A 25957-nucleotide genomic window follows, 5' to 3' on the forward strand; every position below is an offset into this window, starting at 1 on the left:
GGCTCCGGGCGCTTCAGGCGGCGGTCAGCGGGGCAAACTGGCGCGTGTCCACGGCTGCCTTGTCAAACTCGAACCAGGGGTCGGGCTCGCCGTCCAGCGCAAACTGCAGCTGCTCCCACAGCGCCTTGCGGCCTTCGTGGTCTTCCAGAATGCGCTTTTTCACATAGTCCAGGCCCACGCGGCTCACGTAGTGCACGGTGCGCTCCAGGTACCAGCCTTCCTGGCGGTACAGCTCGCAGAACGCGCCGGTGTACTCCAGCACTTCCTCGGCGGTTTTCAGCTTGGTGAAGAAGTGGGCCACCTCGGTCTTGATGCCGCCGTTGCCGGCCACGTACATCTCCCACCCGCTGTCCACGCCGATGATGCCCACGTCCTTGATGCCGGCTTCTGCGCAGTTGCGCGGGCAGCCCGACACGGCGAACTTGACCTTGTGCGGGGCGTACATGCGCCACATGGCGCGCTCCAGGTCCTTGCCCATCTGGGTGCTGTCCTGGGTGCCCATGCGGCACCACTCGCTGCCCACGCAGGTCTTCACGGTGCGCAGTGCCTTGGCATAGGCATGGCCGCTAGGCATGCCGATGTCCTTCCAGACGTTGACCAGGTCTTCCTTCTTCACGCCCAGCAAATCGATGCGCTGGCCCCCCGTGACCTTGATGGTGGGGATGTTGTACTTGTCGGCCGCATCGGCAATGCGGCGCAGCTCGTCGGCCGTGGTTTCGCCGCCCCACATGCGGGGGATGACGCTGTAGGTGCCATCCTTTTGGATGTTGGCGTGGCTGCGCTCGTTGATGGCGCGGCTTTGCGGGTCGTCCTTCGCGTCCTTGGGCCAGGTGCTGATGAGGTAGTAGTTGACGGCGGGGCGGCAGGTGGCGCAGCCGTTGGGCGTCTTCCACTCCATAAATTGGAATACGTTGCCAATACTCAGCAGCTTGTTGGCGCGGATCGCGTCGCGCACCGCCTGGTGGCCGTGGTCGGTGCAGCCGCACATGGCCTTGGTCTTTGGTGTGGCGCTGTAGTCGCCGCCCGCAGTGAACATGATGATCTGCTCGACCAGGCCCGTGCACGATCCGCACGATGCGCTGGCCTTGGTGTGCTTGCGCACTTCATCCAGCGTGAACAGGCCCTTGTCCTTGATGGCCTTGCAGATGGCACCCTTGGTCACGCCGTTGCAGCCGCACACTTCGTCCGTGTCAGCCATGGCCGATGCCTTGCTCTGGCCCTGGTGGCCCACGTCGCCGATGTTGCTCTCGCCAAACATCAGCTTGTCGCGAATGTCGGTCACGCTGCGGCCATCGCGCAGCAGCTTGAAGTACCAGCTGCCGTCCACCGTATCGCCATAGAGGCAGGCGCCCACCAGCTTGTCGTCCTTGATGACCAGCTTTTTGTACACGCCGCCAAAGGGGTCGCTCATCACGATCTCTTCGGTGTTGTCGCCACCCTGGAAGTCGCCCGCGCTGAACAGGTCGATGCCCGTGACCTTGAGCTTGGTGGAGGTGAGCGAGCCCTGGTAGCGGCCGATGCCGAACTCGGCCAGGTGGTTGGCCAGCACTTTGCCCTGCTCGAACAGCGGGGCCACCAGGCCATAGGCAATGCCCCGGTGTGCCGCGCATTCGCCCACGGCATAGATGCGGGCGTCGGTGGTGGTCTGCAGCGTGTCGCTCACGACAATGCCGCGGTTCACGTGCAGGCGCATCTTTTCGGCGAGCTGCGTGTTGGGGCGGATGCCCACGGCCATCACCACCAGGTCGGCAGGCACTTCGGTGCCGTCCTTGAACTTGACGCTGGCCACCCGGCCTTCGGCATTGCCCACCAGCTCCTGGGTCTGCGCACCCATCAAAAAGCGCATGCCACGGTCTTCCAGCGACTTCTGCAGCATCTTGCCCGCCACGTCATCGAGCTGGCGCTCCATCAGCGAGGGCATCACGTGCACCACGCTCACGGTCATGCCTCGCTTCATGAGGCCATTGGCGGCTTCCAGGCCCAGCAGGCCGCCGCCGATGACCACCGCGTGCTTGTACGTGGCGGCTGCGTCGATCATGGCCTGTGTGTCGGCGATGTCGCGGTAGGCCAGCACGCCTTTCAGGTCCTTGCCGGGCACGGGCAGGATGAAGGGGTTGGAGCCCGTGGCCATGATGAGGCGGTCGTACTCGGCGGTGATCACATCGCCGTCTTTGCTGCTTGCGCTCACGACGCGGCGCACGCGGTCCACATCGGTCACGGTGAAACCGGTGTGCAGCGTGATGTGGTTGTCGGCGTACCACTGCCAGTCGTTGAGGATGATCTCGTCGATGGTCTGCTCGCCAGCAAGCACCGGCGACAGCAGAATGCGGTTGTAGTTGGGGTGTGGCTCGGCCCCGAAGACCGTGATGTCATACAGATCGGGGGCAATCTTGAGCAGCTCTTCCAGCGTGCGCACACCGGCCATGCCGTTCCCCACCATCACCAGTTTGAGCTTTTTCATCGTGACTCCGTCGGTTCCATCGCCTGGGCGATGCAAAAAACAAAAAAGGCGTCCACACGATGCAGCTCCGACATTCCATCGAAACCGCATGTGGGGACGCCTTCGTCCATACAACCCCTTGGTGCGCCGTTGCACCGCTGAATTGCGTGGCCCAGCTGGGCCGTTGCTTCGGGTAAGCAATGCCCGTGCCAGAGTTTGTGCACTGATGTGGGGTGATCCGGTGTTGTCCGCCCTGCAGAGGGCGGAGTTTTGGGTGTTGACGGGTGGCTCGGCTGCGCGGCGCGGTGCGTGCATGCACCACCTTGGGCATGGAACCTGCATGGAGGTGGTGCATGAGTTTTGAACTGGACATCGGCCACACCTCGCAGGCCGGGCGCAACGAAGTCAATGAAGACTTTGCCGCCTTGGTGCAGGGGCAGGGGCGCGACCGCGAACGCGGCGCCATCGCTGCCATTGCCGATGGTGTAAGCACCGGAGGCAAGGGCCGCGAAGCCGCACAGACCACGGTGAACACCCTGGTCAACGACTACTTCGCCACGCCCGACACCTGGGACACCACCGTGGCGCTGGACCGCATCCTGAGCGCGCACAACGGCTGGCTGGCGTCGATGAACCGGCGCCGCCAGCCCGCCGTGGGCCTGACCACGCTCACCGCAGTGGTGCTGCGCGGCCAGTCGTACACGTTGGCCCATGTGGGCGATACGCGTGCCTATCTGCTGCGGGGCGGCCGGCTGCAACTGCTGACGACCGACCATGTGATGGCGCAGCGTGACCTGGCGCACCAGCTCACCCGCGCCATGGGCCTGGACGACCATGTGGTGGTGGATTACAGCCAGGGCGAACTGCACAGCGGCGACCTGCTGGTGCTGCTGTCCGATGGTGTGCACGGCAGCCTGCCCGAGCGTGAACTGCGCCAGTTGCTGCTGCAGCCGCAGGATGCCAACACCCCCAGTGCCGTCGGCGCCCAGGCGCTGAGCGAGGAGATCACGCGCGCAGCCCTGCGCCGGGGCAGCACCGACAACGTGACCGCGCTGGTGGTGCGGGTGCAGGGGGCGCTGGAAGCCACCTTGCAGGATGAGTCCCGCCGGGCGCAGCACTTGCCAGTGTTGCCGTTGCTCAAGGTGGGCGAGCCGGTGGATGGCCTGGTGGTGACCGCGCTGGTGGCCGACAGCGGCGTGCACCGCATCTACCAGGTGCGCGACCCGGCCACACAGCGGCTGTACGCGCTCAAGACGCTGGTGCCCGCCCGCGCGCACGATGCGCAGGAGCGCGCCACTCTGGCGCATGAGGCCTGGGTGGCCCGGCGCATGCAGTCCGGCCATGCGGCGGTGCACCTTGCGCGCCTGAACACCTGGCCGCCAGAGCAGGGCGGTGCAAGCCCCGGCGCCAGTGCGTTTTATCTGCTCTATGACTGGCATGCGGGCCAGACCCTGGGCCAGCGCCTGCGCGGCCGCCAGCACCTGGGCGTGCCGCAGGCCGTGTCGGTGGTGATGCAGGCGGCGCAGGTGCTGGGCTGGCTGCATCGGCAAGGGGTGGTGCACCGCGACATCAAGCCCGACAACCTACACCTGGGCGATGACGGTGTGCTGCGGGTGCTGGACCTGGGCGTGGCCCTGTCGGGGCGCGAGCCCGAGGCCACGCGCCGCCTGCACGCAGGCACCCCCAGCTACATGAACCCCGAGCAGTGGCCGGGCTATGAAAAGAACGGGGACCTGGCCGGCCAGTTGCCCGATGCGGGCAGCGACCTGTTCGCCTTGGGCGTCACGCTGTACCAGCTGCTGAGCCATGGGCGCCTGCCCTATGGCGAGGTGGTGCAATACCAGCTGGGCCGCTACCACCGCGACCCCCTGGCCCCCAGCCGCCACAACCCCAGCGTGCCCATCTGGCTCGACCAGATCGCGTTGAAGGCTGTGGCCCGCCAGCGCACACAACGCTTTGAAACCGCCGAGGAACTGCTGCTGGCCCTGGAGCGGGGGGCTTCGCGCCCCTTGTCCGCCCCTGGCCCGCAGCCGCTGATGCAGCGCGATGCCACGGCACTGTGGAAGATCGCGCTGGCGGTGAGTGTGCTGGTGAACCTGTTGCTGGTGTATTGGCTGCTGTTTTTGCCGCGATGAGATCGATGGATTTGCTATTGAAAATATAGCTATCGACGCATATGAGAAATGCGCTTGGTGGGGATTGGGCTTGAAATGTGGGGTGGTCGGCGCGTTGACTGACTACGGACGTTCACGCGCCCCGGGCGCGGCCACCCTTCTGGCGAAAGTGTGGCAAGCGCTGTCGCGCTTACTTTCTCAACGCCGGTCATGCGCTACGCGCACGGCCACCCTTCTGGCGAAAGGGCGGGCAATGCTGCGCCTTGGCTGGCTACGCCAGCTCAGGCACTCCGTGCCCGACCGCCCTTTTCTGCCCACGTACGGGTCCAGCGGATCTGCATGACCCGCAACAGCACCAGCATGGCAGCGGCGCACACCGCAATGCCCACAAAGCCCCACAGGTAGGTGCCGGTGTACTGGCGCGAAAAGCCCATGCCGTTGGGGATGAGGCCGCCACCCAGCGCGCCGATCTCGCCAATCATCGAGCCGGCGACGGCCGTGGACAGCGGCCAGCGCAGCGGCACCAGCTGGAACAGCGCGCCGTTGCCCGCGCCCAGTGCCGCAAAACACACCAGGAACAGCAGCATCGTCACCGGCAAGGAGTTCTCGGCCAAGCCGCACAGCACCATGCTCACGGCGGTGATGGCCAGCACACCCGTGAGCGTGTTGACGCCGCCCCAATGGTCGGACAGCCAGCCGCCCATCACCCGCAGTGCCGCACCCAGAAAGGCGGCCAGCATGGTCAGTTGCCCTGCCTGCACCTTGCTCACGCCAAACTGGTCGTAGAAGTAGCTGGGCAGGAAGGCCGTCAGACCGATGAAGCCGCCAAAGGTCACGGCGTAGATCAGGCTGAACGCCCAGCCATCTTTTTCAAAGAGACAGGCAATGTGTTCGCGAAACGTGGCGTGGGGCGCGAGGTCTGGCGGTTCCTTCGCATACACCGCCATCACCACGGCGGGCACGGCCACGCTCACGGCGGCAAAGCCATACACCGCCTGCCAGCCAAACTTCTGCGCCAGGGCAGGCGCCAGCAGCGCTGCCACGGCAGTGCCCACATTGCCTGCGCCCACGATACCCATGGCCAGGCCCTTGTAACGCGGTGGAAACGAGCCCGAGCCCAGCGACAGCGCCACGCCGAAGCTCGCCCCCGCCACGCCCAGCAGGATGCCCAGCGCCAGCAGGTCGTTGAAGGTGTGCACGAACAGGTAGCCATAGCCCATGGCCAAAAAGATGCCGGCCATCTCGACCAGGGTGGCGCGCTTGCGGCCGATGTACTGCGCCAGGATGCCGAGCGGAAACCGCATCAGCGCTCCCGCAAAAATGGGGATGGACAGCATCATGCCCATCTGGGTGGGGGAGAGCTGGAAACTCTCGCGGATGAACGGCGCCATCGCACCGTTGATGACCCACACCGCGCACGAAAAGCCGAAGTACAGAAACGACGCCCACAGCGTGGGTGCGTGGCCGGATTTGAGGAACTCTCTGAAGTAATGCATGGGTGTGAGTGCAAAGGGCTGAGGGGGTGACCCCTTCGCCCGGCCAGAAAACAAAAAGGCGTCCACACGGACCGCGCGGGCTGACAAACCCCAACGCACTCCATGAAGACGCCAACGTCCTGTTCGCCCAATCCGCCATTGCACCGGGCTGACACGCGGCCAGCGTTGGCCGCGCCTTATGGCAAGCAATGGCTATGCCAGTGCCGATATGGGGGAGGGATTGTGAGGAAAATGCCAGAAAGCGCTTGTGAGTTAAGCACTGCCAGCTATCAAAAATGAAGCGTATTTTCTGCCGGATGCTCACTTTGGTGCATTGCAGCGGAGTGCGACGCACAGTGTTGGTGTTGCGCACTGAGTTGGTGAGTTGGCGATAGAGGCGCTATTTATCTGTTTCAAATCCATTGCCTTCGTCATAGGATGTGTTCGGCTTTTCCACTGCCGTGTTGCCCGGTCAGGGAGCGACAAGGCGTCTACGAAATGGGGTTCCCATGCGCGTCAATCTGCCGGTCAGCCAGCACGAATATGCGTTTCCCAAGGGCCAGACTCTGGTGTCCACCACGGACCTCAAGGGCCGCATCCTGTACTGCAACCCGATGTTCATCGAGGTCAGCGGCTACGAAAAGGAAGAGTTGCTGGGCCAGCCCCACAACATCGTGCGACACCCCGACATGCCCGAGGAGGCCTACCGCGACATGTGGGAGACCATCGCCAAGGGCATTCCCTGGTCGGCCCCGGTCAAGAACCGGCGCAAGGACGGTACGTTTTACTGGGTGATGGCCAATGTCACCCCGCTCATGCAGGGCGACCAGCCCACGGGTTACATGTCGGTGCGCACCGAAGCCACGCGCGAACAGATCCAGGCGGCCGAGTCGCTGTACAAGCAGATGCAGGCCGAAAAGCAGGCGGGAACGCTGGTGCACCGGCTGTCGGCCGGGCAACTGGTCAAAGACACCCTGTGGGGCCGTGTAGCCCGGTCTCTGGCGCTGGGGCCCATGGGCAAGATGATGATGTGTACCTTGCTGCTGGTGGTGGCCTCGTGGTGCGCTGCCTTGCTGGGCGGGCACACGCTGTCGCTGGCGTCAGGGGCCGCGTGGCTGGGGGTGGTGGTGGTGGCGCTGGGCATGGCGGTCTACCTGCACCAGGTCACGGTGGCGCCGTTGTCGCAGATGCTGCTGTGGGCCAACCGCATGGCCGCGGGCGACCTTACCCAGAAGATATCTGCGTCGCGCAGCGACACGGTGGGCCAGCTGCAAAAGGCGCTGGCGCAGCTCAACGTGAACCTGCTGTCCATCGTGCGCGACGCGCGGCAGGAGAGCGAGCACATGCAGGTCTCAACCCGCGAGATTGCCCAGGGCAACCAGGACCTGTCGTCGCGCACCGAGGCGCAGGCCAGCAACCTGCAGCAGACAGCAGCGTCGATGGAGGAAATCACCGGCACCGTCAAGCAAACCGCTGAATCCGCGCGCCAGGCCACGATGCTGGCGACCCAGGCCACCCAGGTCACCGAGCGCAGCAGTGCCGCTGTGGACGGTGTGGCCAGCACCATGAAGCAGATCCAGGCCGCGTCCGGCCGCATCAGCGAGATCACGCAGCTGATCGACTCCATTGCCTTCCAGACCAACATCCTTGCCCTCAACGCCGCAGTGGAGGCTGCGCGCGCCGGGGACCAGGGGCGGGGCTTTGCGGTGGTGGCCTCCGAGGTGCGCAGCCTGTCGCACCGCACGCTCTCGGCCGCCAAGGAGATCCGTCAGCTCATCGACGACTCGGCCACCAAGGTGACCGAGGGCCATGAAAAAACCGACGCTGCGCAGAAAACCATGACCGAGTCGCTGGAGCTGGTGCGCCGGGTCAACACACTGATTGGCGAGATCCACAGCGCCTCGAATGAGCAGCTCAGCGGCATTTCGCAGGTCAACTCTGCTGTGGCACAGCTGGACACCATCACGCAGCAGAACGCCGCGCTGGTCGAGGAGAACGCGGCCTCGGCCATGCAGCTCAACGGCCAGGCGCAGACCATGACCGAGACTGTGCAGGTGTTCCGCATCGACGCGTCGGCACCCACCCAGTCGCGCGATGCGGTGGCGCTGCGCAAGGAGATGAAGGTCTCATCCAGCAGCAGGGCGCTGGCGGCGGCCTGAGCCCACACAGCCGCACGCGCTACAGCGCGCGATGACGGTGTTGTCTCCCCCTATGTTCCGCCCGCTCGCAGTGCCGAGGGCGTTGGCTCCGTCGCGCGACCGCTTTCGGAGGGTTGTGGATTTCGATCAGCAGCAGATCGCCAATGATTGTGTTGCGCACCGGGTGCTTGAATTCATGCAGTCCGAAGGGCAAGAGACAAAGCCGGTGGTTGGGTTGATCGTGATGGTGTGGTGTGGTGCGGGGTGGATGTTGAAGTGAGACAATATGTTGACTTGATTGCCGCGCGGTTGCAGTCTGCATAACCCACTAAGAACTCACGCATGCACCCCCCTGATTCCAAAGCACAGATTGCCCGTATGGAGCTGGCTAACCGGTTGTTTTTTCGGCTGTACCAATGTGCGAACTTGTTGCATAAAACCGGTTCGCGAGCGGTGGAGAGCGAGGGGCTGACCACGCAGCAATGGGCGGTGCTGGGAGCCCTTTCGCGCGAGGAAGCGCAGCAGGGTATGGGGGTGAACGAGCTGGCGCGCTACCTGTTGGTCAGCCGCCAGAACCTCGCGGGGGTGATTGGACGCCTGGAGCGCGATGGCCACATCTGTATGGAGACCGATGAGAAGGACCGCCGCTCCCGCCTGATCAAGATGACCGAGTCCGGACGCATGACGTGGCTGGTCAAGGCCCGGCCCAAGATCGATGCCTATTACGAGCAGGCGCTGGACGAATTCTCGGTGGGAGACATCACCCACACGCTGCACTACCTGCTCAAGCTGCTGGACAACATGCAGCGGCTGGATACTGGCGCGGAGTCCGAGGGCTGAGCCTGCCAAGGACTTCCCGCTGCCGGTTGGGGGCGATCGGGGCCTTCAGCTCAGCGATGTTCGAACGCTGGGGCGCGTTTGTCCAGGAACGCGTGCATGCCTTCGTGGGCGTCGGCACTGGCAAAGCGCTCGTACAGCGCATGGCGCTCAAACAGAATGCCTTCGGTCAGCGGGCTTTCCCAGGCGCGGTTGATCGATGCCTTGATGGCCATGAGTGCGGGCAGCGAGAAGCTGGCAATCTGCGCCGCGAGGGTGAGCGTGCGGTCCAGCAACTCCGCGTCGGGTACAACGCGCGAGACCAGGCCATAGCGGTCGGCCTCTTGCGCATCAAGCATGCGGGCCGACAGACACATGTCCATTGCCTTGGCCTTGCCGATGGCGCGCGGCAGGCGCTGCGTGCCCCCCGCGCCCGGCAGCATGGCGAGCTTGATTTCAGGTAGCGCGAACCGGGCTGATTCAGCGGCAACGATGATGTCGCAGGCCAGGGCCAGCTCACAGCCGCCGCCCATGGCAAAGCCTGCCACGGCCGCCAGCACCGGTTTGCGCACTTGGCGAATGGTCTCCCAGTTGCGGGTGATGAAGGCGCCCCGGTACACATCCATGAACGACCAGTCGGCCATGGCTGCAATGTCGGCACCGGCCGCAAATGCCTTGGTGCTGCCGGTGAGGACGATGGCGCCGACATCGTCTTCCGCATCGAAGGCCAGCAGGGTGGCGCCCAGCTGGTCCATCAGGGCGTCGTTGAGTGCGTTGAGCTGCTGGGGCCTGTGGAGCGTGATCACGCCCACCCGGCCCCGGGTTTCCGTCAGTACCAAAGCATCATTCATGGTGGGTGTGGCGGGTGGCCGGGTCAGTCGATGTTGATCTTGGCTTCCTGGATCAGGCCAGACAGCAGCTTGGTCTCTTCGGTCAGAAGGGTGCGGAACTCGGCGTTGTCCAGGCCCACGGGCTCGGCGCCCAGCGATTCATATCGGTTCTTGGTGCTGGGCAGGGCCAGCACCTTGGCGATCTCCCGGGCCATGCGGGCCGTGACGTCTGCAGGCGTGCCATTGGGGGCCCACATACCAAACCAGATGTCCAGCTCCGCACCCTTGAAGCCCAGCTCTGCCAGCGTGGGTACATCCGGGAAGAACGACGACCGCTTGGCCCCCGCCACGGCCAGCATGCGTACCTTGCCTGCGCGCACGTGCGGGAAGGCAATGCCTGGGTCAAAGACATAGTCCGCCTGGTTGGCCATCACATCCTGCAATGCAGGGGCTGCGCCCCGGTAAGGGATGTGCGTTGCAAACACGCCGGTGACTTTCTTGAACAGCTCGCCCGCCAGGTGCGGTGGCGTGCCGGGGCCTGCGGAGGAGTACGACAGTTTGCCCGGGTTGGCGCGGGCATAGGCCACAAACTCCCTGGCGTCCTTGAAGGTGGACTGGGGCTTGACCACCAGGTACATCTGGCTGCGGCCCACGCCCGCGATGGGCGTGAGGTCCTTGGCCGGGGCAATGCTCTGCTTGAAGAGGAAAGGGTTGGCCGTTTCGAACGAAGTAGGCGCAATCAGGAAGGTGTGGCCGTCTGCAGGTGCGCGAATCACTTCGGCCGCTGCCACGTTGCCGCTGGCGCCAGGTTTGTTGTCCACCACGACGGGCTGGCCCAGCGCTTCGGTGAGCGACTGGGCCATGACGCGTGCCATCACATCGGTGGTGCCGCCTGGGGCAAAGCCGACCACGATCTTGACCGGCTTGGTGGGCCAGGCCTGCGCATGCGCCGTGCCGATAGCGCCCAAGGCACAGAGTGCCAGGGCGGCAGACTGGATGAGGCGTCTGCGGATGGGGGAAGGTTGGCGTGTAAGCATGTCGTTGTCTCCTGCTGGTTTGTTGTGTAGTGATCGACGGGAAAACGGTGGCAACCTTCAGGCAACCTGTTCGCGCAGCATTTCGCGCAGCTTGAACTTCTGGATCTTTCCGGACGGTGTGGCTGGCATCACGTCTCGCACGATCAGGCGCTCGGGGATGTACTGCACGGCAATCTTCTGGTCCTTGAGGAACTGCACCAGGCCTGGCAGGTCGATGGTCTGCCCGGGCTTGGGCACCACCACGGCGCAGGCCCGCTCGCCCAGGCGCTCGTCGGGGTAGGCCACGATGGCCGCCATGGCGATGGCGGGGTGGCGGTAGAGCAGCGACTCGACTTCGACCACCGGAATGTTCTCGCCGCCGCGGATGATCACGTCCTTGCTGCGGCCGGTGATGCGCAGGTAGCCGCGCTCGTCGATGCCGGCCAGGTCGCCGGTGTCGAACCAGTCGTCGGCGTCGGTGGCGTTCAGGTGTGCGCGGTGCAGGTAGCCGCCAAAGTTGGAGCATGAGCGCAGCAGCAGCTTGCCGGGCTCGCCTGGCGGCAAGGCGTTGCCGTCCACATCCACCACCTTGATCTCCACGCCAGGCAGTGGGCAGCCATCGGTGTTGAAAGAGCGTTCATCGTCGTCCTCCAGACGGGTGAGCGTGACAGCGCCGTTCTCGGTCATGCCCCAGGCCGAGACGATCTTGGCGCCCAGCGCCTTGCGCGCCTGTTCCACCAGCGGACCAGGGATGGGCGCGCCAGCGCACAAAAAGGTGCGCAGGCTGGGCACGGCTACGCCGCTGTCGGCCACCGTACGCGCCAGATCGGTGAGGAACGGCGTGGAGGCCATGGTGAAGCTGGCCTTCTCTGCATTGATCAGTGCAATGGCCTTGGTGGGCTCCCACACGTCCTGTAGCACGGCACTGGCCTGTAGGAGGATGGGCATGATCAGGCCGTACATGAAGCCCGTCTGGTGTGCCATGGGCGAGGCCATCAACACCACGTCGTCGGCACCCAGGTGCAAGCGTTCGGCGTACGGGATGATGTTGGCCATCACGGTGTTGGCCGAGTGCATCACGCCCTTGGGCTCGCCCGTGGTGCCCGACGTGTAGATGAGCTGGGTGACTTCGTCGGGGCCGGGGCGGTGGGCGGTCAGAATGGCTCGCGCATCGGGCTGCTGTTCCCATTCGGGACCGCTGAGCAGGGCGTCAAAGCTGTTGGCACCACTGCCACCGACCACCACCACATGCTTGAGGTGCGGCAGGGTGGGCTGGAGGGCGGTGATCATTTGCTCAAAATCAAAGCCCCGAAAGGTTTGGGGCGCAATCACCACCTTGGCCTCGCCATGTTGCAGCATGAACGAGAGTTCGCGCTCGCGAAAGATGTGCATCAGCGGGTTCATTACGGCACCGATGCGCGAGCAGGCCAGGTAGGTCAGCGTGAACTGCCACCAATTGGGCAACTGGCACGCCACGATGTCGCCCCGGCCCACGCCCAGGCGCGCCAGGCCCACGGCAATGCGATCAGCCATGCGTGCCAACTCGCGGTAGGTAAAGCGGGTGGTGGCTCCCGTTTCCACTTGCAGCGCGGTCAGCGCCAGCTTGTCGGGGCAGGTGGCCACGCAGGCGTCCAGCGCATCGTTGATGGTGCGGTCACGCCAGTGGCCTTCGGCCACCCGCTGCGTGCGGCGCGGGGGGAGCAGTACAGCGTCAAATTCCATGGTCTTGTCTCCTGGTGTTGTTGTGGGTGATCCGTGGCCTGCGGTGAGCTGTGGTGACTTAGGGGGGGGCGCTCAGGCCGGCACAAACTTGCGGCCGGCTCGGGCGCGGGCGATGATGGTTTTCATGATCTGCGCCGTGCCGTCTCCGATCTGGAAGCCCAGCACGTCGCGCAGGCGCTGCTCCATCAGTCCGCGGTCGTAGCCGCCGTGGCCAAAGCACAGCAGGCATTGGTGGATCACGTCGTAGGCCAGCTTGGGGCCCCACCACTTGGCCATGCCGGCTTCTGCGGTGTGCGGCAGGCCCTTGTCCTTGAGCCACAGGCCCTGCAGGCACAGCAGGCGAGCGCCTTCGACCTCGGTGTCGTACTGCGCCAGCGGATGCGTCACGCCCTGGAACGCCGACAGCGGCTGGCCGAAGGCCTGGCGCTGGGTGATGTATTCCCAGGTTTCCTCCAGCGCCACGCGCGCCACGGCCAGGCATTGCAGACCGATGAGCGAGCGCGAGAAGTCAAAGCCGTGCATTACCTGCACGAAGCCCTTGTTCTCGTCGCCCAGGCGGTGGCTGATGGGCACGCGCACGTTCTCGAAGAAGATGGAGCCGCGGCCAATGGCGCGTTGGCCATGGCAGTCAAAGCGGTTGGTGGTGATGCCAGGTGTATCCATGGGCACCAGCACGGCGGTCACCCCATGCGCGGCCTGCTCGGGTGTGCCGGTGCGACCAAACACCACGGTGATGTCGGCCTGGTCGGCGGCCGAGATGGAGGTTTTTTCACCGTTGATGACGTAATGGTCGCCATCGCGGTCGATCTTCAGGCGCAGGTTGGCGGCGTCGGAGCCGCCACGCGGCTCGGTCAGGGCGATGGCGCAGATCGCTTCGCCTTGAATAAGTTTCTGCAGCCAGGGGCCGACCACGTCAGGGTTGCCATACTTGGACAGGATCTGCGCGTTGAGCGATGCCAGCAGATTCAGGTACGAGAAGCTCAGGTCGGCGCGGGCAATCTCCTCGTGGATCACGCCCGCAGCCAGACACCCCATGCCCAGTCCGCCGAACTGCTCGGGCAACTCCGGCACGATGAACCCGAGCGAGCCCATTTCACGCAGCAGGGCGCGGTCCAGCACCCGGGTCTTGTCGCGCTCCAAAAAGCCAGGCGCGACCTTCTCCTGCGCAAAGCGGCGCACCGTTTCAGCCAGTGCCTGCAGGTCTTCGTTGATGTACGGGTTCGGGTTCATCGTTCTTCTCCGGCGGTTGCTTACTTCACGTACTTGCGGAATTCGGGCTTGCGCTTCTCTTTCAAAGCGTTCACGCCTTCTCGCGACTCTTCGGTGTCGTAGTACAGCTTGAGCGCATACATGCCCAGGCCCGCAATGCCGGCCTGGTGGGCGGTGTCTGCGTTGAAGCTGCGCTTTGCAATGGCTAGCGCGGTGGGGCTGCGCTCGCACAGCTCTTCACCAATTTTTTGCACTTCTGCATCCAGCTCTTCGTGCGGGAAGCAGAAGTTGGCAAGGCCCATGGCCACGGCCTCGGCGCCGCTGTAGCGGCGGTTGAGGTACCAGATCTCGCGCGCTTTCTTTTCTCCGACGACCCGGGCCAGGAAAGCCGTGCCGTAGCCGGGGTCCACTGAGCCCATCTTGGGACCGACTTGACCGAACTGCGCCTTGTCGGAGCAGATGGTCAGGTCACAGATGGTGGCCAGCACGTTGCCGCCGCCGATCGCAAAACCTTGCACGCGGGCGATCACGGGCTTGGGCACGTCGCGGATGGCGGTGTGCAGCTCTTCCATAGGCAGCCCAATGGTGCCGCGGCCGTCGTAGTTGCCGCTGTGGGCCGATTGGTCGCCGCCAGTGCAGAAAGCGCGATCGCCAGCGCCGGCCAGCACGATGGCACCCACATCACGGTCATAGCCGGCCTTGTTCAGCGCCTTGATGATTTCGTCGCAGGTCTGACCGCGAAAGGCGTTCATCTTGTCGGGCCGGTTGATGGTGATCCAAGCCACGCCGTTGCGCACTTCGTACAGGATGTCTTCGAAATTCATGGTGTTCTCTCGGTAAAGGTAAGGAGGTATCCGGGGATCAACCGTGCATGGTCAGGCCGCCCGACACGCTGATGACCTGGCCGGTGATGAAGGCCGCGTCATCGCTGCCAAAGAAGGCAATGGCGCTGGCCAGGTCATCGGGCTGACCCAGGCGGCCCAGGGGGATAGCGCTGCGAAACGCTTCCAGCAGCTTGGCGGGGTCGCGGGCACCTTCAGCCACACCGGCCAGCAGTGCGGTGTCGGTGGGGCCGGGGCAGACCACGTTGACGGTGATGTTCTGGCGGGCGTGCTCCCGGGCCAGCGTCTTGGACAAGGCCACCAGCCCTCCCTTGCACGCGGAGTACACCGCCTCGCCGGACGAACCACCGCGCGCCGCATCGGACGCGATGTTGACGATGCGGCCGGTCTTGCGCTCTGCCATGCCGGGCAGCACGGCGTGCAGCATGTGCAGTGCACCCGTCAGGTTGATGGCAATGAGCTTGTCCCACTCGGCAGGCACGGTCTTGGTGAAAGGCTTGAACACATCCCAGCCGGCGTTGTTGACCAGCACATCGATGGGTCCCAGGGCAGCTTCGGCCGCTGCCACGGCGGTGTCTACCTGGGTGCGCTGGGTGATATCGCACTGGAAGGCCTGGGCCACGCCCCCTGCAGCCTGGATGCCTTCGGCCACTTTCTGCGCAGCCTCCAGGTTCATGTCGAACACAGCCACCTTGGCGCCTTCTTCGGCAAAGCGGCGGCTGGTGGCCCCACCAATGCCGCCGCCGCCGCCGGTCACGATCACGGTCTTTCCATTCAGATTGCGCATGGTTCTCTCCTGAGTAGTTCGGGGTACACCCCCTGCTACAACAGCAGAAGGCAATTAAGACAACATATTTGCTTATCGTAGTGATGTAAATTGAATGTGTCAAACAGTTGTCGTTTGTGGTGAGGTAGGTGTTAACCCGAATTTTTCCAGGTAATAGACAGATTTATCGGTGGATAAGAACACCTTTGATAAAAACTTCTTGTTGCCTTTGTGAAAATATATTGTCTTAAATTGGGGTGAGAGCTCTGTGCGCTGACTCCGAGTCGCATGCTGGGTAGGAGGTACCGCCGCGGCGGCGTGCGCTGCGTGACTGTCTGGGTCTCGTCCCGTCTGCAGAGCCGGTCGGAGGCGTGAGCTCAAAGGTGGGCAAAGTGGGGGTGCGCACGCGACGGTTGTGGCGTGCGACGGCCCTCACCCTGGCCTGAGCGATAGTGAGGGGATGGGTTGTCTGCGCGAGACGAGCGACCGCGTTGCCGCCGGGTCCTGGCGTAGGTCTGGGCGGCGCTGTGGCTTCCGGTGGGCGCCGCGGAGAGAGGGGTCAGGTGCTCTCGCGCACCGTCAGCTCAAACCCCAGATTCACCGAGTTGTGCTCTGGCACCTCGCCGCGCATCAGCGCCAGCAGCATGCGTGCGCTGGCCTCGCCCACGGCGGAGCGTGGCGTGTGGACCGTGGTCAGCGGCGGCAGCATCTGGTCGCTGCCTGCCAGGTCGTTAAAGCCCGCAATGGCCACTTGGCCGGGCACCGACAGACCCAGGCGCTGCGCTGCCAGCAGGCCGCCCTGGGCCAAGTCGTCATTGCAGAAGAACACGGCATCCACACCGGGGCGGGTGCGCAGCAGCTCTTCCAGCAGTTCCCCACCCAGCCGCATCGATGAGGGCTGCGGGCTCAGCAGCTCCAGCTTGGGGTCGTACAGGCCGGCTTCGCGCAGACAGCGGCGGTAGCCCTCTGCGCGCTGCATGGTGCGGGGGTCCAGCTGGGCGGCTACAAAAGCGATCTTTCGGTAGCCCCGCGCCAGCAGGTGGTCCGTCATGCTGTGGCCTGCATCCTGCTGCGAAAACCCCACGCAGAACACGCCGGGGGCCGAGGTCATCTCCATCAGGTGCACGCAGGGCACGCCGCTGGCGGCAATCAGGTGGCGCGCGGCCTCGGTGCGGTCAAAGCCGGTGACCAGCAGCCCGGCCGGACGGTGCGCGAGGTAGGTGCGCAGCAGCTGCTCCTCCTCTTGCGGGTCGTAATGCGTGACGCCGATCAGCGCCTGGTAGCCCTGCGGGAACAGCGTGCGGTGCACGGCCTCCAGCACGTCCACAAATAGCGCGTTGGACAGCAGCGGCACCAGCACCGGCACCTGCACGCTGCGCTGTGAAGCGAGTGCGCGCGCTGCGGGGTCGGGCACATAGCCCAATTGCTCAGCGGCGACTTTTACGCGCTGCACCAGTTCTTGCGCCACGCCGCGTTCTCCCCGCAGGGCGCGGGAGGCAGTGATGGGGCTGACCTCGGCGGCCTTGGCCACGTCGCTCAGCGTGATGCGGCCGCTGGAGCGGCGTTTTGTCTCGGGTCTGTTCAAGGGTTAACCCTCATGGGGGTTGGGTTTGATCTGGTTAGGATAGCGCTGTCCAAGCTGATGGGCAACGCAACAGGAGCCATTTTGGATCAAGTTGCAGAAGTTGCCACAGATGGTGCGGCATCCAGAGCGGATGCCTTTTTTATGGATTGTTTGGATAGCGCTACCAACATGAGTTTTCAAGCGTCACCGGCTTTTGTGGTCGTCATGGGCGTGGCGGGCTGCGGCAAGTCGAGCCTGGGTTCCGCCCTGGCCCAGGCCGAGGGCCTGCCCCTGATCGAAGGGGACGACCACCACAGCCCCGCCAGCCGCGAAAAGATGCGCCAGGGTATTGCATTGACCGATACGGACCGTGAAGGCTGGCTGGCCACGTTGGGACAGCTGCTGCAGGACCAGCCGCGCGGGGTGGTGCTGACCTGCTCTGCGCTCAAGAGGGCTTACCGGGACCGCTTGCGCAATGCTTGCCCCGGTCTGCGTTTTGTCTTTCTGGAGATCGATCGCGCCAACGCCGGCCAGCGGGTGGCTGCCCGCGCGGGCACCCATTTTTTCTCCAGCGCCTTGGTGGACAGCCAGTTCGCCACGCTGGAATCCCCCGTGGGCGAAACGGGCGTACTGCGCCTGGATGCATTGCTGGACCTGCCCACGCTGCAACAACAGGCCTCGGCCTGGCTGGCAACGAAGGAGACCGCATGAGTTCCCCTGCACAACATGCCGTGCCACAGAGCCGCTTTGCTCGGATCTCCCAGGTGCTCATGGCCAGCTGCCTGGGTGTGATGGCCGTGGCCGTGTTCATCAACGTGGTGCTGCGTTACGGCTTTGGCAGCGGCGTGGCAGCCAGTGAAGAACTGTCGCGCCTGTTGTTCGTCTGGATGGTGTTCATCGGTGCCGCAGCGGCCTATCCGGCAGGCGAACACATGGCCTTTACCAGCTTGGCTGGCCTGCTGGCCAAGCGCCCGGTGGCCTTTGGCCTGCTGACGGCCGTGATCCGGCTGCTGGTGATCATCGCCAGCGCGATGCTGGCCTGGGGGGCCTGGCAGCAGGTGGTGGTGGGCATGGGCAGCCGCTCGGTCGTCATGGCCTACCCGGCGGCGCTGCTGCCGTTGCCAGCCTTTTTGTGCGCGGTGGCCATTGGTGTGATGGCAACCATCGAATTGATTCAACGCAAGCCGCTGGACCTCCGTCACGGCGCTGAGGTGGAGTGACCATGGGACCCGAAGCGCAGGCTTTTCTTGTTTTTTCGCTGGGCATGCTGGTGCTGATGGGCACGGGCATGAACATGGGCTTGGCCCTGGTGCTCACGGGCGCAGGCATGGCCTGGGTGCTCGACTTCTGGGATGCGCAGTTGCTCGCACAGAACCTGGTGGCCGGGGTGGACAGCTTTCCGCTCCTGGCCGTGCCCTTCTTCATCCTGGCGGGTGAGTTGATGAACTCCGGCGGCATCAGCCGCCGCATCATCGACATGGCGCAGGCCTGGGTGGGGCACATCCGGGGTGGGCTGGGCTATGTGGCCATTGGCGCTGCGGTGCTGATGGCGAGCATGAGCGGGTCGGCCCTGGCCGACACCGCCGCGCTGGCCACCATCCTGCTGCCCATGATGCGCCAGCAGGGCTACCCCATGAACACATCCGCCGGGCTGATTGCCTCGGGCGGCATCATCGCGCCCATCATTCCGCCGTCCATGCCCTTTGTGATCTACGGTGTGACGACCAATACCTCGATCTCGGCGCTTTTCGTGTCGGGCATCGTGCCGGGGCTGATGATGGGCGTGGGTCTCATCTTTGCCTGGCGCTGGGTGTTGCGCGGCATGGACCTGCCCCAGGGCGAGCCCTTGCCCGTCAAGGACCGCCTGCGCGCCACCGTGCGCGCCTTCTGGGCGATGCTGATGCCGCTCATCATCATCGGCGGTATGAAGACCGGCGTGTTCACGCCCACCGAGGCCGCCGTGGTGGCTGCGTTCTATGCCCTGGTGGTGGCCTTGTTCATCCACCGCGAGATGAAGCTGGCCGACATCTACGGCGTGCTGGTGCGGGCGGCCAAGACGACCTCCATCGTGATGTTCCTGTGTGCTGGTGCCCAGGTGGCCAGCTACATGATCACGCTGGCCGACTTGCCCAACGTGCTGACCAGCTGGCTGGGCCCGCTGGTGGAGAACCCGCGCCTCTTGATGGCCGTGATGATGATCGTGCTGGTGCTCATCGGCACGGCGCTGGACCTCACGCCCACCATCCTGATCTTCGCGCCTGTGATGCTGCCCATCGCCGTCAAGGCGGGGATCGACCCGGTGTATTTCGGCCTGATGTTCGTGCTCAACGGCGCCATTGGCCTCATCACGCCGCCCGTGGGCACGGTGCTCAACGTGGTGGCAGGGGTGGGGCGCATCTCGATGCACAGCGTCATCAAGGGCGTGAATCCTTTTCTCATCACCTATGTGCTGATTCTGGCGCTGCTGGTGGTCTTCCCGCAGATCGTGACTGCGCCCGTCGTCTGGCTGCGCTAGCCGTTTGCCTGCTCCTCTTCCCCGTTTTTCTTGCCAATGGAGACAACCATGAAAACTTTCCGTCGCACCCTGCTGGCCGCCCTGTCGGTCGCTGCCATCACCTGCTCGTTCCAGGCCGCAGCCCAAGACTTCAAGCCGCGCATCATCCGTTTTGGCTACGGCCTCAACGAGGACTCCAACCAGGGCCGGGCCACCAAGCTGTTTGCGCAGGAAGTGGAAAAGGCCTCGGGCGGAAAGATGAAGATTCGCGCCATCGGTGCCGCCGCACTGGGTTCGGACGTACAGATGCAGCAGGCCCTGATCGGCGGTGCGCAGGAGATGATGGTGGGCTCCACCGCCACCCTGGTGGGCATTACCAAGGAAATGGCGATCTGGGACACGCCGTTCCTGTTCAACAACGCCAAGGAAGCCGATGTGGTGCTGGACGGCCCTGTGGGCCAAAAGGTGATGGACAAGCTGCAGGAAAAGGGATTGGTGGGCCTGGTGTACTGGGAGAACGGGTTCCGCAACCTCACGAACAGCAAGCGCCCGGTGAACAAGCTGGAAGACATGGACGGCATCAAGCTGCGCGTGATGCAGAACAACGTGTTCCTCGACAGCTTCAAGACCCTGGGCGCCAATGCGGTGCCGCTGCCGTTCTCCGAGCTCTTCACCGCCCTCGAAACCAAGACGGTGGACGGCCAGGAGAACCCCTACAACACCATCCTGTCGAGCAAGTTCTATGAGGTGCAGAAGTACCTCACGGTGACCAACCATGTCTACAGCCCCTGGATCGTGCTGGTGAGCAAGAAGTACTGGGATGGCCTGTCGAAGGCCGAGCAGAAGGTGCTGCTCGACGCCGCCAAGAAGAGCCGCGACTTCGAGCGCCAGGACACCCGTGCCGAGGCCGACAAGGCGCTGGCTGACCTCAAGGGCAAAGGCATGCAGGTCAATGATTTGCCCGCAGCTGAAGCCAACCGCATGCGCGACAAGCTCAGTGCCGTGAACGCCAGCATTGCCGCCAACGTGGGCGAAGCGCTGTGGAAGGACGTACAGGCAGCGGTGGCCCAGGCGCGCGCGGGCAAGTAAATCTTGGCGGAGACCCTCGGCGGCCGCCAAGCTGTCGGGGGCGGGCCTCGAGCTTCTCTTTTTAGCGAAGTACCATCAAAAAAGGCCGAGGCCCCTGCAGGGGCCTCGGCCTTTTTGGCATTTGCAACCTTCTACCTGCACCGTGGTGCAGGCCCAGCGAATTACATGGAGCCGATTTCGCCGGACGAGATCTGGCCGGTGCGCAGTGCTTCAGCGGCCTGGGCACGCACGGCAGCGCGGTCAGCCGTGGACTTGTAGGTCACCACACGCGAACCAGCGGGTTCGATGGAGCGGGTCTGGGCCACGGTAGCAGCTTCGGCAGCCACTTCAGCGCGGGTGCGGTTGGTTTCGAACTTGGTGGCGAACTGCGAAGCATCGGCTTCGTCAGCCTGGGCACCAAAAGAAGCGAAAGCAGCAACAGCAGCGATAGAGAGGAAACGGGCAGTCTTGTTCATGATGAAACTCCTGTGAAATTCGAAAAATGGGGACGAGGTATCTGGAATACGCGGTGGGTGAAGCTGTGGATTCAAGAAATTGAATCAACCGCCTTCAGCAGGGCCCACGCGGCCAGTGCGCATGGCTTGTGCGGCAGCTTCGGCACGCACGGCAGCGCGGTCAGCCGTGGACTTGTAGGTCACCACGCGGGAGCCTGCGGGCTCTTGGCTGCGCATTTGCACAGCCGTAGCGGCTTCGGCGATCACTTCGGCGCGGGTGCGGCTGGTTTCGAATTGGGTAGCGAACTGCGAAGCGTCAGCTTCGTCGGCTTGGGCACCGAAAGAAGCGAAAGCAGCGACAGCGGCGATAGACAGGAAACGTGCGGTGTTGTTCATGATGGAAATCCTTGAAGTTAAAAAAGCGTCTCAAAAAACCGGGTGAAGATCAGAAACGACTCGCTTCGCACCGGGTTCGGTGAGTCGCCTTGCGGGTTCGGCTCATCGATGGGATGAACTGTACGCCGGTGCTGTTCAGAGAAAAACCACTGAGTCGCGAACTAACTGTTCCAGTATTGGAAACAATCTCCCGGGCCGTCTGCCGTGTCTGCCTGCCCTCGGAACCCTGGCGGTTTGCCATGGAATCCGCCGGCGCTGGCAGGCAACATATGCCGCAGAGGTGAACGTGGTCGGTGCGTTGAACATGGGCTCCATCGTGCCGGGGCAGGCCGGGGGCGTCGTCTCGCCGCGGTTTCGCTTCTTTTCAGTTTGTTTCGCGCAAGGCGGTATGCAACGGCGCAGAAACATCCATTGCATTCGCCGTGCAACAGATGATCAAAAAGCGCTGCACATGGGGCTTGCGTGGGTTGCGCGCACGGGCCTTATGGGCTGAAATCTCCCTGTGCCCGTTTCCGTTTTCACGAGGGAGGTTTCCATGACCGCAGTCGCCAAGATTCTTCAGTCCAAACCCGACGCCACCGTCCACACCATCAGCCCTGCTGCCTCCGTGCTGGATGCCCTCCAGCTCATGGCCGACAAGGGCATTGGCGCGCTCATCGTGACCGAGGGCTCGTCCATCGTCGGCATCTTCACCGAGCGGGACTACGCCCGCAAAATTGCCCTCATGGGGCGCACTTCAGCCGTCACCCAGGTCAAGGATGTGATGACCTCGGCCGTGATGTTTGTGCGCCCGGACCAGACCAGCGAGCAGTGCATGCAGCTCATGAGCAACAACCGCCTGCGCCACCTGCCCGTGGTGGATGGCGGCAAGCTGGTGGGCATGATTTCCATTGGCGACCTGGTCAAGGACATCATCTCCGAGCAGAAATTCATCATTGAGCAGTTGGAGAACTACATCACCGGCAGCCACTGAGGGCAACTCCCTGAGGCGCTACGCGCCTTCCCCCCTTCTCTCGAAGGTCTGCGCGATGCGGGAAGGGGGACGCACTCAGCGCGGCGGGGCGGCCCTTGCGCGGGTGCGCTGGTCTGGAGCTGCGCGCGTGCGGCAGCTCTGCCATGGGGACACAGCGAAAAAGGGCTCTGACCGATCTGGTCAGAGCCCTTTTGTTTTGGGCGTCCGGGTGCGCTGCTGACCGGCCGCTCAAGCGGCTTTCTCGACGTGCCCCTGGCGCGTGTACAGAAAGTCGATCACCGCCTTGCGGTAGTGCACATACTGCGGGTCCTCGGCCAGCTCCACGCGCTTGCGGGGGCGGGGCAAGTCCACGGTCAGCACCTCGCCAATCGTGGCGGCCGGGCCGTTGGTCATCATCACGATCTTGTCGGACAGCAGCACGGCTTCGTCCACGTCGTGGGTCACCATCACCACGGTGCTTTGGGTGCGCGCCACGATCTCCAGCAGCTCATCCTGCAGCTTGGCGCGGGTCAGGGCGTCGAGCGCGCCGAAGGGCTCGTCCATCAGCAGCACCTGGGGCTCCATGCTCAGGGCCCGGGCGATGCCCACGCGCTGTTTCATGCCGCCCGAGATTTCGCCCGGACGTTTTTGCCCCGCGTGGGTCAGGCCCACCAGCGCCAATGCGGCGTCGGTGCGGGCCTTGAGCTGGGCCTTGGTTTCCTTGGCGCCAAACACGCGCTCCACAGCCAGGTAGATGTTGTCAAAGCAGGTGAGCCAAGGCAGCAGCGAGTGGTTCTGGAACACCACGGCGCGCTCCGGCCCCGGTCCCTTGATCTCCTTGTTGGCGCACAGCAGCGCGCCGTTGGTGGGGGTCGTCAGGCCGGCAATCAGGTTGAGCAGGGTGGACTTGCCGCAGCCCGAGTGGCCGATGAGCGCCACGAACTCGCCCTTGGCAATCGTCAAGTGAATGTCGCGCAGCGCCGGGAACAGGCCCTTGGCCGTCTTGAAGGTCTGCTCGACGCCGTGGATCTCGATGAACTTGGTGCTCATGGAAGGGTGGGGGGATGGAGCTGTCGTGTTCATGCTTTCACCTCTTCAAACGTAAATGCGGTGGCCAGCTTGATGAGTGCAAACTCCAGCAGCAGCCCGACGATGCCGATCACGAAGATCGCGATGATGATGTTCTTGACGTTGAGGTTGTTCCACTCGTCCCACACCCAGAAGCCGATGCCCACGCCGCCGGTCAGCATCTCGGCCGCCACGATCACCAGCCACGCGGTGCCCACGGCCAGGCGCACGCCGGTCAGCATGTAGGGCAGCACGGCGGGGAACAGGATCTTGGTGGCGATCTTCCATTCGCTCAGGTTGAGCACGCGGGCCACGTTCATGTAGTCCTGCGGTACGCGCTGCACACCCACGGCGGTGTTGATGATCATGGGCCAGATGGAGCAGATGAAGATGGTCCAGATGGCCGCCGGGTTGGCGCCTTTGAAGACCAGCAGACCGATCGGCAGCCACGCCAGAGGCGACACGGGGCGCAGCAGGCTGATGAGCGGATTGAACATGCGCGACAGGAAATTGAAGCGTCCGATCACAAACCCCGCGGGGATGCCCACCAGCGCCGCCATGCCGAAGCCGATGGCCACGCGCTGCAGGCTCATCAGCACGTTCCAGCCCACGCCCTGGTCGTTGGGGCCGTTGCGGTAGAAGGGGTTGCTGAACACTTCCAGCGCCTGCAGCCAGGTGTCCTTGGGGCTGGGGATGCTGCCGCCCGTGGTGGTGGAGACCACCGCCCACAGGCCGACGAGCAGGCCCAGGCCACACAGCGGCGGCAGCACGGCCAGCCAGAAGCTGCGCGAGAGGGCGGACCAGTCGCGGCCAGTGGCCACGCTGGTGGGCGCTGCGGGTGACTTGGGGGCAGATGTCGCAGCCTTTTGGCTTCTTGCGCTAGTGGATGTTGTGCTTGCAGCTACAGTATTCATAGCATTCTGTGCGGCCACGGGGGCTGCATCCAACGGGGAATGAAAGACGGCACTGACCATGGTGTTCTCCTGTGCAGGGCTTGCTTGCGGGGTGGCCGGGCGGGCGCTGGGGCAGGGTTGCCGTCAGGCCTTGATCTTGAAGCCGTCGGCGTACTTGGCAGGGTCCTTGCCGTCCCACACCACGCCGTCGATGAGCTTGCTGGTGCGCAGCACATCCTTGGGCACGCTGATCTTCATGGCGCTGGCCACCGACTTGTACAGCTCGACCTGATTGACCTCCTTGGCCACGGCCAGGTAGTCGGGGTGGCTCTTCAGCAAGCCCCAGCGCTTGTGCTGGGTGAGGAACCACATGCCGTCCGACAGGTAGGGGAAGTTCACCGCGCCGTCGTTGAAGAACTTCATGTGGTTGGGGTCGTCCCAGGTCTTGCCCAGACCGTTCTGGTAGCGGCCCAGAATGCGCTGGTTGATGGCATCCACGCCCGTGTTCACATACGCCTTGCCGGCCACGGTCTCGGCCATCTTCATTTTGTTGGACAGGCTGGCGTCGATCCACTGGCTGGCTTCGAGCACGGCCATCATCACGGCGCGCGTGGTGTTGGGGTACTTCTTGACGAACTCGGCCGTGGTGCCCAGCACCTTCTCGGGGTGGTCCTTCCAGATGTCCTGCGTGGTGTTGGCCGTGATACCGATGCCATCCATGATGGCGCGGTGGTTCCAGGGCTCGCCCACACAAAAGCCGTCCATGTTGCCCACGCGCATGTTGGCAACCATCTGCGGCGGGGGCACGGTGATGAGCTTGGCACCCGACAGCGGGTTGATGCCCGCCGCTGCCAGCCAGTAGTGCATCCACATTGCGTGGGTGCCGGTGGGGAAGGTGCCCGCAAATGTGTATTCACGCTTCTCGCTGGCCATGAGCTTGGCCAGGGACGGGCCATCCACCGCACCCTTGTCGGCCAAGGCCTTGGAGAGGGTGATGGCCTGACCGTTGTTGTTCAGATTCATGAGCACGGCCATGTCCTTCTTGGGACCGGCGGTGCCCAGGTGCACTCCATAGACCAGGCCGTAGAGCACATGGGCAAAGTCCAGTTCGCCGTTCACCAGCTTGTCACGCACGCCCGCCCAGCTGGCTTCCTTGTTGGGGACGATGGTCACGCCGTATTTCTTGTCGAAGCCCAGCACTGAAGCCATGACCACGCTCGCGCAGTCGGTCAGCGGGATGAAGCCGATCTTGACTTCCTTCTTCTCGGGGGCGTCGGAGCCCGCTGCGTGGACGAGCGCGCGCAGCGCGGGGCTCACACCCACAGCGCCCACGGTGGCGGCCTGCAGCACGGTGCGGCGGTTGAGGCTGGTTTTCAACAGATCGGTCATGGGGCATCCCTGGTGGCGTGAAAAACAAAAAAGGCGTCCTCACACCGCGCCTGGCTGCATCAAAGCAACGCCGGGAGCGGGTGGGGACGCCTTTGTCCTGGGTGGAGCCTGGAACGGGTCCGGGGCTCCTTGCCAGCACCGGCCCGCCGTTGGGTCAGTGCTGTCAGTGGTCAGACCTGCATTGGTCTTGCACTGTGCAATGCAAAGCGCGTGCCAGCGTGCGCTGCGCCATGTTGGAGCGTTGGTTGCTATGGAATGAATAGCTGTCTGCGCTTGATCAATAAGCGCTACACGTCTGCGGGGCTTGCAG

At 64.1% G+C, this 25957-nt stretch carries 22 protein-coding genes; 8 read left to right on the top strand and 14 right to left on the bottom strand.

From position 1 onward, the window contains the following. Nucleotides 1-13: 13 nt before the first annotated feature. A complete protein-coding gene (nirB, locus tag ASC83_RS03660) occupies nt 14-2461 on the bottom strand; it encodes a nitrite reductase large subunit NirB (protein ID WP_056058259.1) in 2448 nt (815 codons plus the stop codon). Between the two features lie 332 nt (nt 2462-2793). Between nirB and ASC83_RS03665 the strand changes: the two genes are divergently transcribed. Beyond that, on the top strand, nt 2794-4575 hold the full coding sequence (locus tag ASC83_RS03665) for a bifunctional protein-serine/threonine kinase/phosphatase (RefSeq protein WP_056058264.1): 1782 nt from the start codon (nt 2794-2796) through the stop codon (nt 4573-4575). A gap of 260 nt (nt 4576-4835) precedes the next feature. On the opposite strand, the gene ASC83_RS03670 is transcribed toward ASC83_RS03665, so the two are convergent. Beyond that, nucleotides 4836-6050, bottom strand: a complete 1215-nt coding sequence (locus ASC83_RS03670; RefSeq protein WP_056058267.1) for a nitrate/nitrite transporter — start codon at nt 6048-6050, stop codon at nt 4836-4838. A gap of 488 nt (nt 6051-6538) precedes the next feature. Between ASC83_RS03670 and ASC83_RS03675 the strand changes: the two genes are divergently transcribed. Together ASC83_RS03675 and ASC83_RS03685 are read left to right on the top strand one after the other, a co-directional pair. Beyond that, complete coding sequence (locus tag ASC83_RS03675) at nt 6539-8188, top strand: methyl-accepting chemotaxis protein (protein ID WP_056058270.1); 1650 nt, start codon at nt 6539-6541, stop codon at nt 8186-8188. Nucleotides 8189-8509: 321 nt separating this feature from the next. Beyond that, on the top strand, nt 8510-9007 hold the full coding sequence (locus tag ASC83_RS03685) for a MarR family winged helix-turn-helix transcriptional regulator (RefSeq protein WP_056058277.1): 498 nt from the start codon (nt 8510-8512) through the stop codon (nt 9005-9007). A 50-nt stretch (nt 9008-9057) separates the two neighbouring features. On the opposite strand, the gene ASC83_RS03690 is transcribed toward ASC83_RS03685, so the two are convergent. The 7 genes from ASC83_RS03690 to ASC83_RS03720 all read right to left on the bottom strand — a co-directional run bounded on the left by ASC83_RS03690 (nt 9058) and on the right by ASC83_RS03720 (nt 16953). Continuing rightward, on the bottom strand, nt 9058-9834 hold the full coding sequence (locus tag ASC83_RS03690) for an enoyl-CoA hydratase-related protein (RefSeq protein WP_056058280.1): 777 nt from the start codon (nt 9832-9834) through the stop codon (nt 9058-9060). 23 nt (nt 9835-9857) lie between these two features. Beyond that, on the bottom strand, nt 9858-10850 hold the full coding sequence (locus ASC83_RS03695; RefSeq protein WP_056058282.1) for a tripartite tricarboxylate transporter substrate binding protein: 993 nt from the start codon (nt 10848-10850) through the stop codon (nt 9858-9860). Nucleotides 10851-10907: 57 nt separating this feature from the next. Beyond that, nucleotides 10908-12551, bottom strand: coding sequence for a cyclohexanecarboxylate-CoA ligase (aliA, locus tag ASC83_RS03700; RefSeq protein ID WP_056058284.1), 1644 nt, complete (start codon nt 12549-12551; stop codon nt 10908-10910). 72 nt (nt 12552-12623) lie between these two features. Further along, a complete protein-coding gene (gene aliB / locus ASC83_RS03705) occupies nt 12624-13781 on the bottom strand; it encodes a cyclohexanecarboxyl-CoA dehydrogenase (RefSeq protein ID WP_056058286.1) in 1158 nt (385 codons plus the stop codon). A 20-nt stretch (nt 13782-13801) separates the two neighbouring features. Continuing rightward, complete coding sequence (gene badI, locus ASC83_RS03710; protein ID WP_056058289.1) at nt 13802-14584, bottom strand: 2-ketocyclohexanecarboxyl-CoA hydrolase; 783 nt, start codon at nt 14582-14584, stop codon at nt 13802-13804. Between the two features lie 37 nt (nt 14585-14621). After that, a complete protein-coding gene (gene badH / locus ASC83_RS03715) occupies nt 14622-15389 on the bottom strand; it encodes a 2-hydroxycyclohexanecarboxyl-CoA dehydrogenase (protein ID WP_056058292.1) in 768 nt (255 codons plus the stop codon). Between the two features lie 538 nt (nt 15390-15927). Then, entirely contained in the window at nt 15928-16953 is a 1026-nt protein-coding gene (locus ASC83_RS03720; protein ID WP_056058294.1) for a LacI family DNA-binding transcriptional regulator, read from the bottom strand. A 168-nt stretch (nt 16954-17121) separates the two neighbouring features. Between ASC83_RS03720 and ASC83_RS03725 the strand changes: the two genes are divergently transcribed. The 4 genes from ASC83_RS03725 to ASC83_RS03740 are packed head-to-tail and all read left to right on the top strand — an operon-like array spanning nt 17122 to nt 20515. Then, the gene (locus tag ASC83_RS03725) at nt 17122-17643 is read left to right on the top strand and encodes a gluconokinase (protein ID WP_235509312.1); all 522 of its coding nucleotides are present in this window, start codon (nt 17122-17124) and stop codon (nt 17641-17643) included. Next, a complete protein-coding gene (locus ASC83_RS03730) occupies nt 17640-18152 on the top strand; it encodes a TRAP transporter small permease (protein WP_056058300.1) in 513 nt (170 codons plus the stop codon). The genes ASC83_RS03725 and ASC83_RS03730 overlap by 4 nt, the downstream gene beginning before the upstream one ends. A gap of 2 nt (nt 18153-18154) precedes the next feature. After that, complete coding sequence (locus ASC83_RS03735) at nt 18155-19447, top strand: TRAP transporter large permease (RefSeq protein WP_056058302.1); 1293 nt, start codon at nt 18155-18157, stop codon at nt 19445-19447. A 48-nt stretch (nt 19448-19495) separates the two neighbouring features. Beyond that, nucleotides 19496-20515, top strand: coding sequence for a TRAP transporter substrate-binding protein (locus ASC83_RS03740; protein WP_056058306.1), 1020 nt, complete (start codon nt 19496-19498; stop codon nt 20513-20515). Between the two features lie 161 nt (nt 20516-20676). On the opposite strand, the gene ASC83_RS03745 is transcribed toward ASC83_RS03740, so the two are convergent. Next, complete coding sequence (locus ASC83_RS03745; RefSeq protein ID WP_056058309.1) at nt 20677-20970, bottom strand: hypothetical protein; 294 nt, start codon at nt 20968-20970, stop codon at nt 20677-20679. An 84-nt stretch (nt 20971-21054) separates the two neighbouring features. Next, nucleotides 21055-21345: a DUF4148 domain-containing protein gene (locus ASC83_RS03750; RefSeq protein ID WP_056058312.1), complete on the bottom strand. Its 291-nt coding sequence runs from the start codon at nt 21343-21345 to the stop codon at nt 21055-21057. 535 nt (nt 21346-21880) lie between these two features. On the opposite strand from ASC83_RS03750, the gene ASC83_RS03755 reads away from it, so the two are divergent. Then, nucleotides 21881-22318: a CBS domain-containing protein gene (locus ASC83_RS03755; protein ID WP_056058315.1), complete on the top strand. Its 438-nt coding sequence runs from the start codon at nt 21881-21883 to the stop codon at nt 22316-22318. Between the two features lie 228 nt (nt 22319-22546). Here the strand turns inward: ASC83_RS03755 and ASC83_RS03760 are convergent, their stop codons facing one another. From ASC83_RS03760 to ASC83_RS03770, 3 genes are all read right to left on the bottom strand, one after another. Beyond that, the gene (locus ASC83_RS03760) at nt 22547-23380 is read right to left on the bottom strand and encodes an ABC transporter ATP-binding protein (protein WP_056058319.1); all 834 of its coding nucleotides are present in this window, start codon (nt 23378-23380) and stop codon (nt 22547-22549) included. Further along, nucleotides 23377-24339: a nitrate ABC transporter permease gene (gene ntrB, locus ASC83_RS03765; protein ID WP_056058321.1), complete on the bottom strand. Its 963-nt coding sequence runs from the start codon at nt 24337-24339 to the stop codon at nt 23377-23379. The genes ASC83_RS03760 and ntrB overlap by 4 nt, the downstream gene beginning before the upstream one ends. A gap of 63 nt (nt 24340-24402) precedes the next feature. Next, nucleotides 24403-25647 (bottom strand): CmpA/NrtA family ABC transporter substrate-binding protein, encoded by a 1245-nt coding sequence (locus ASC83_RS03770; protein WP_015015145.1) that lies wholly within the window; start codon nt 25645-25647, stop codon nt 24403-24405. Nucleotides 25648-25957 lie beyond the last annotated feature (310 nt).

It is taken from the genome of Acidovorax sp. Root402 (assembly GCF_001425125.1).
GTDB lineage: Bacteria > Pseudomonadota > Gammaproteobacteria > Burkholderiales > Burkholderiaceae_C > Acidovorax > Acidovorax delafieldii.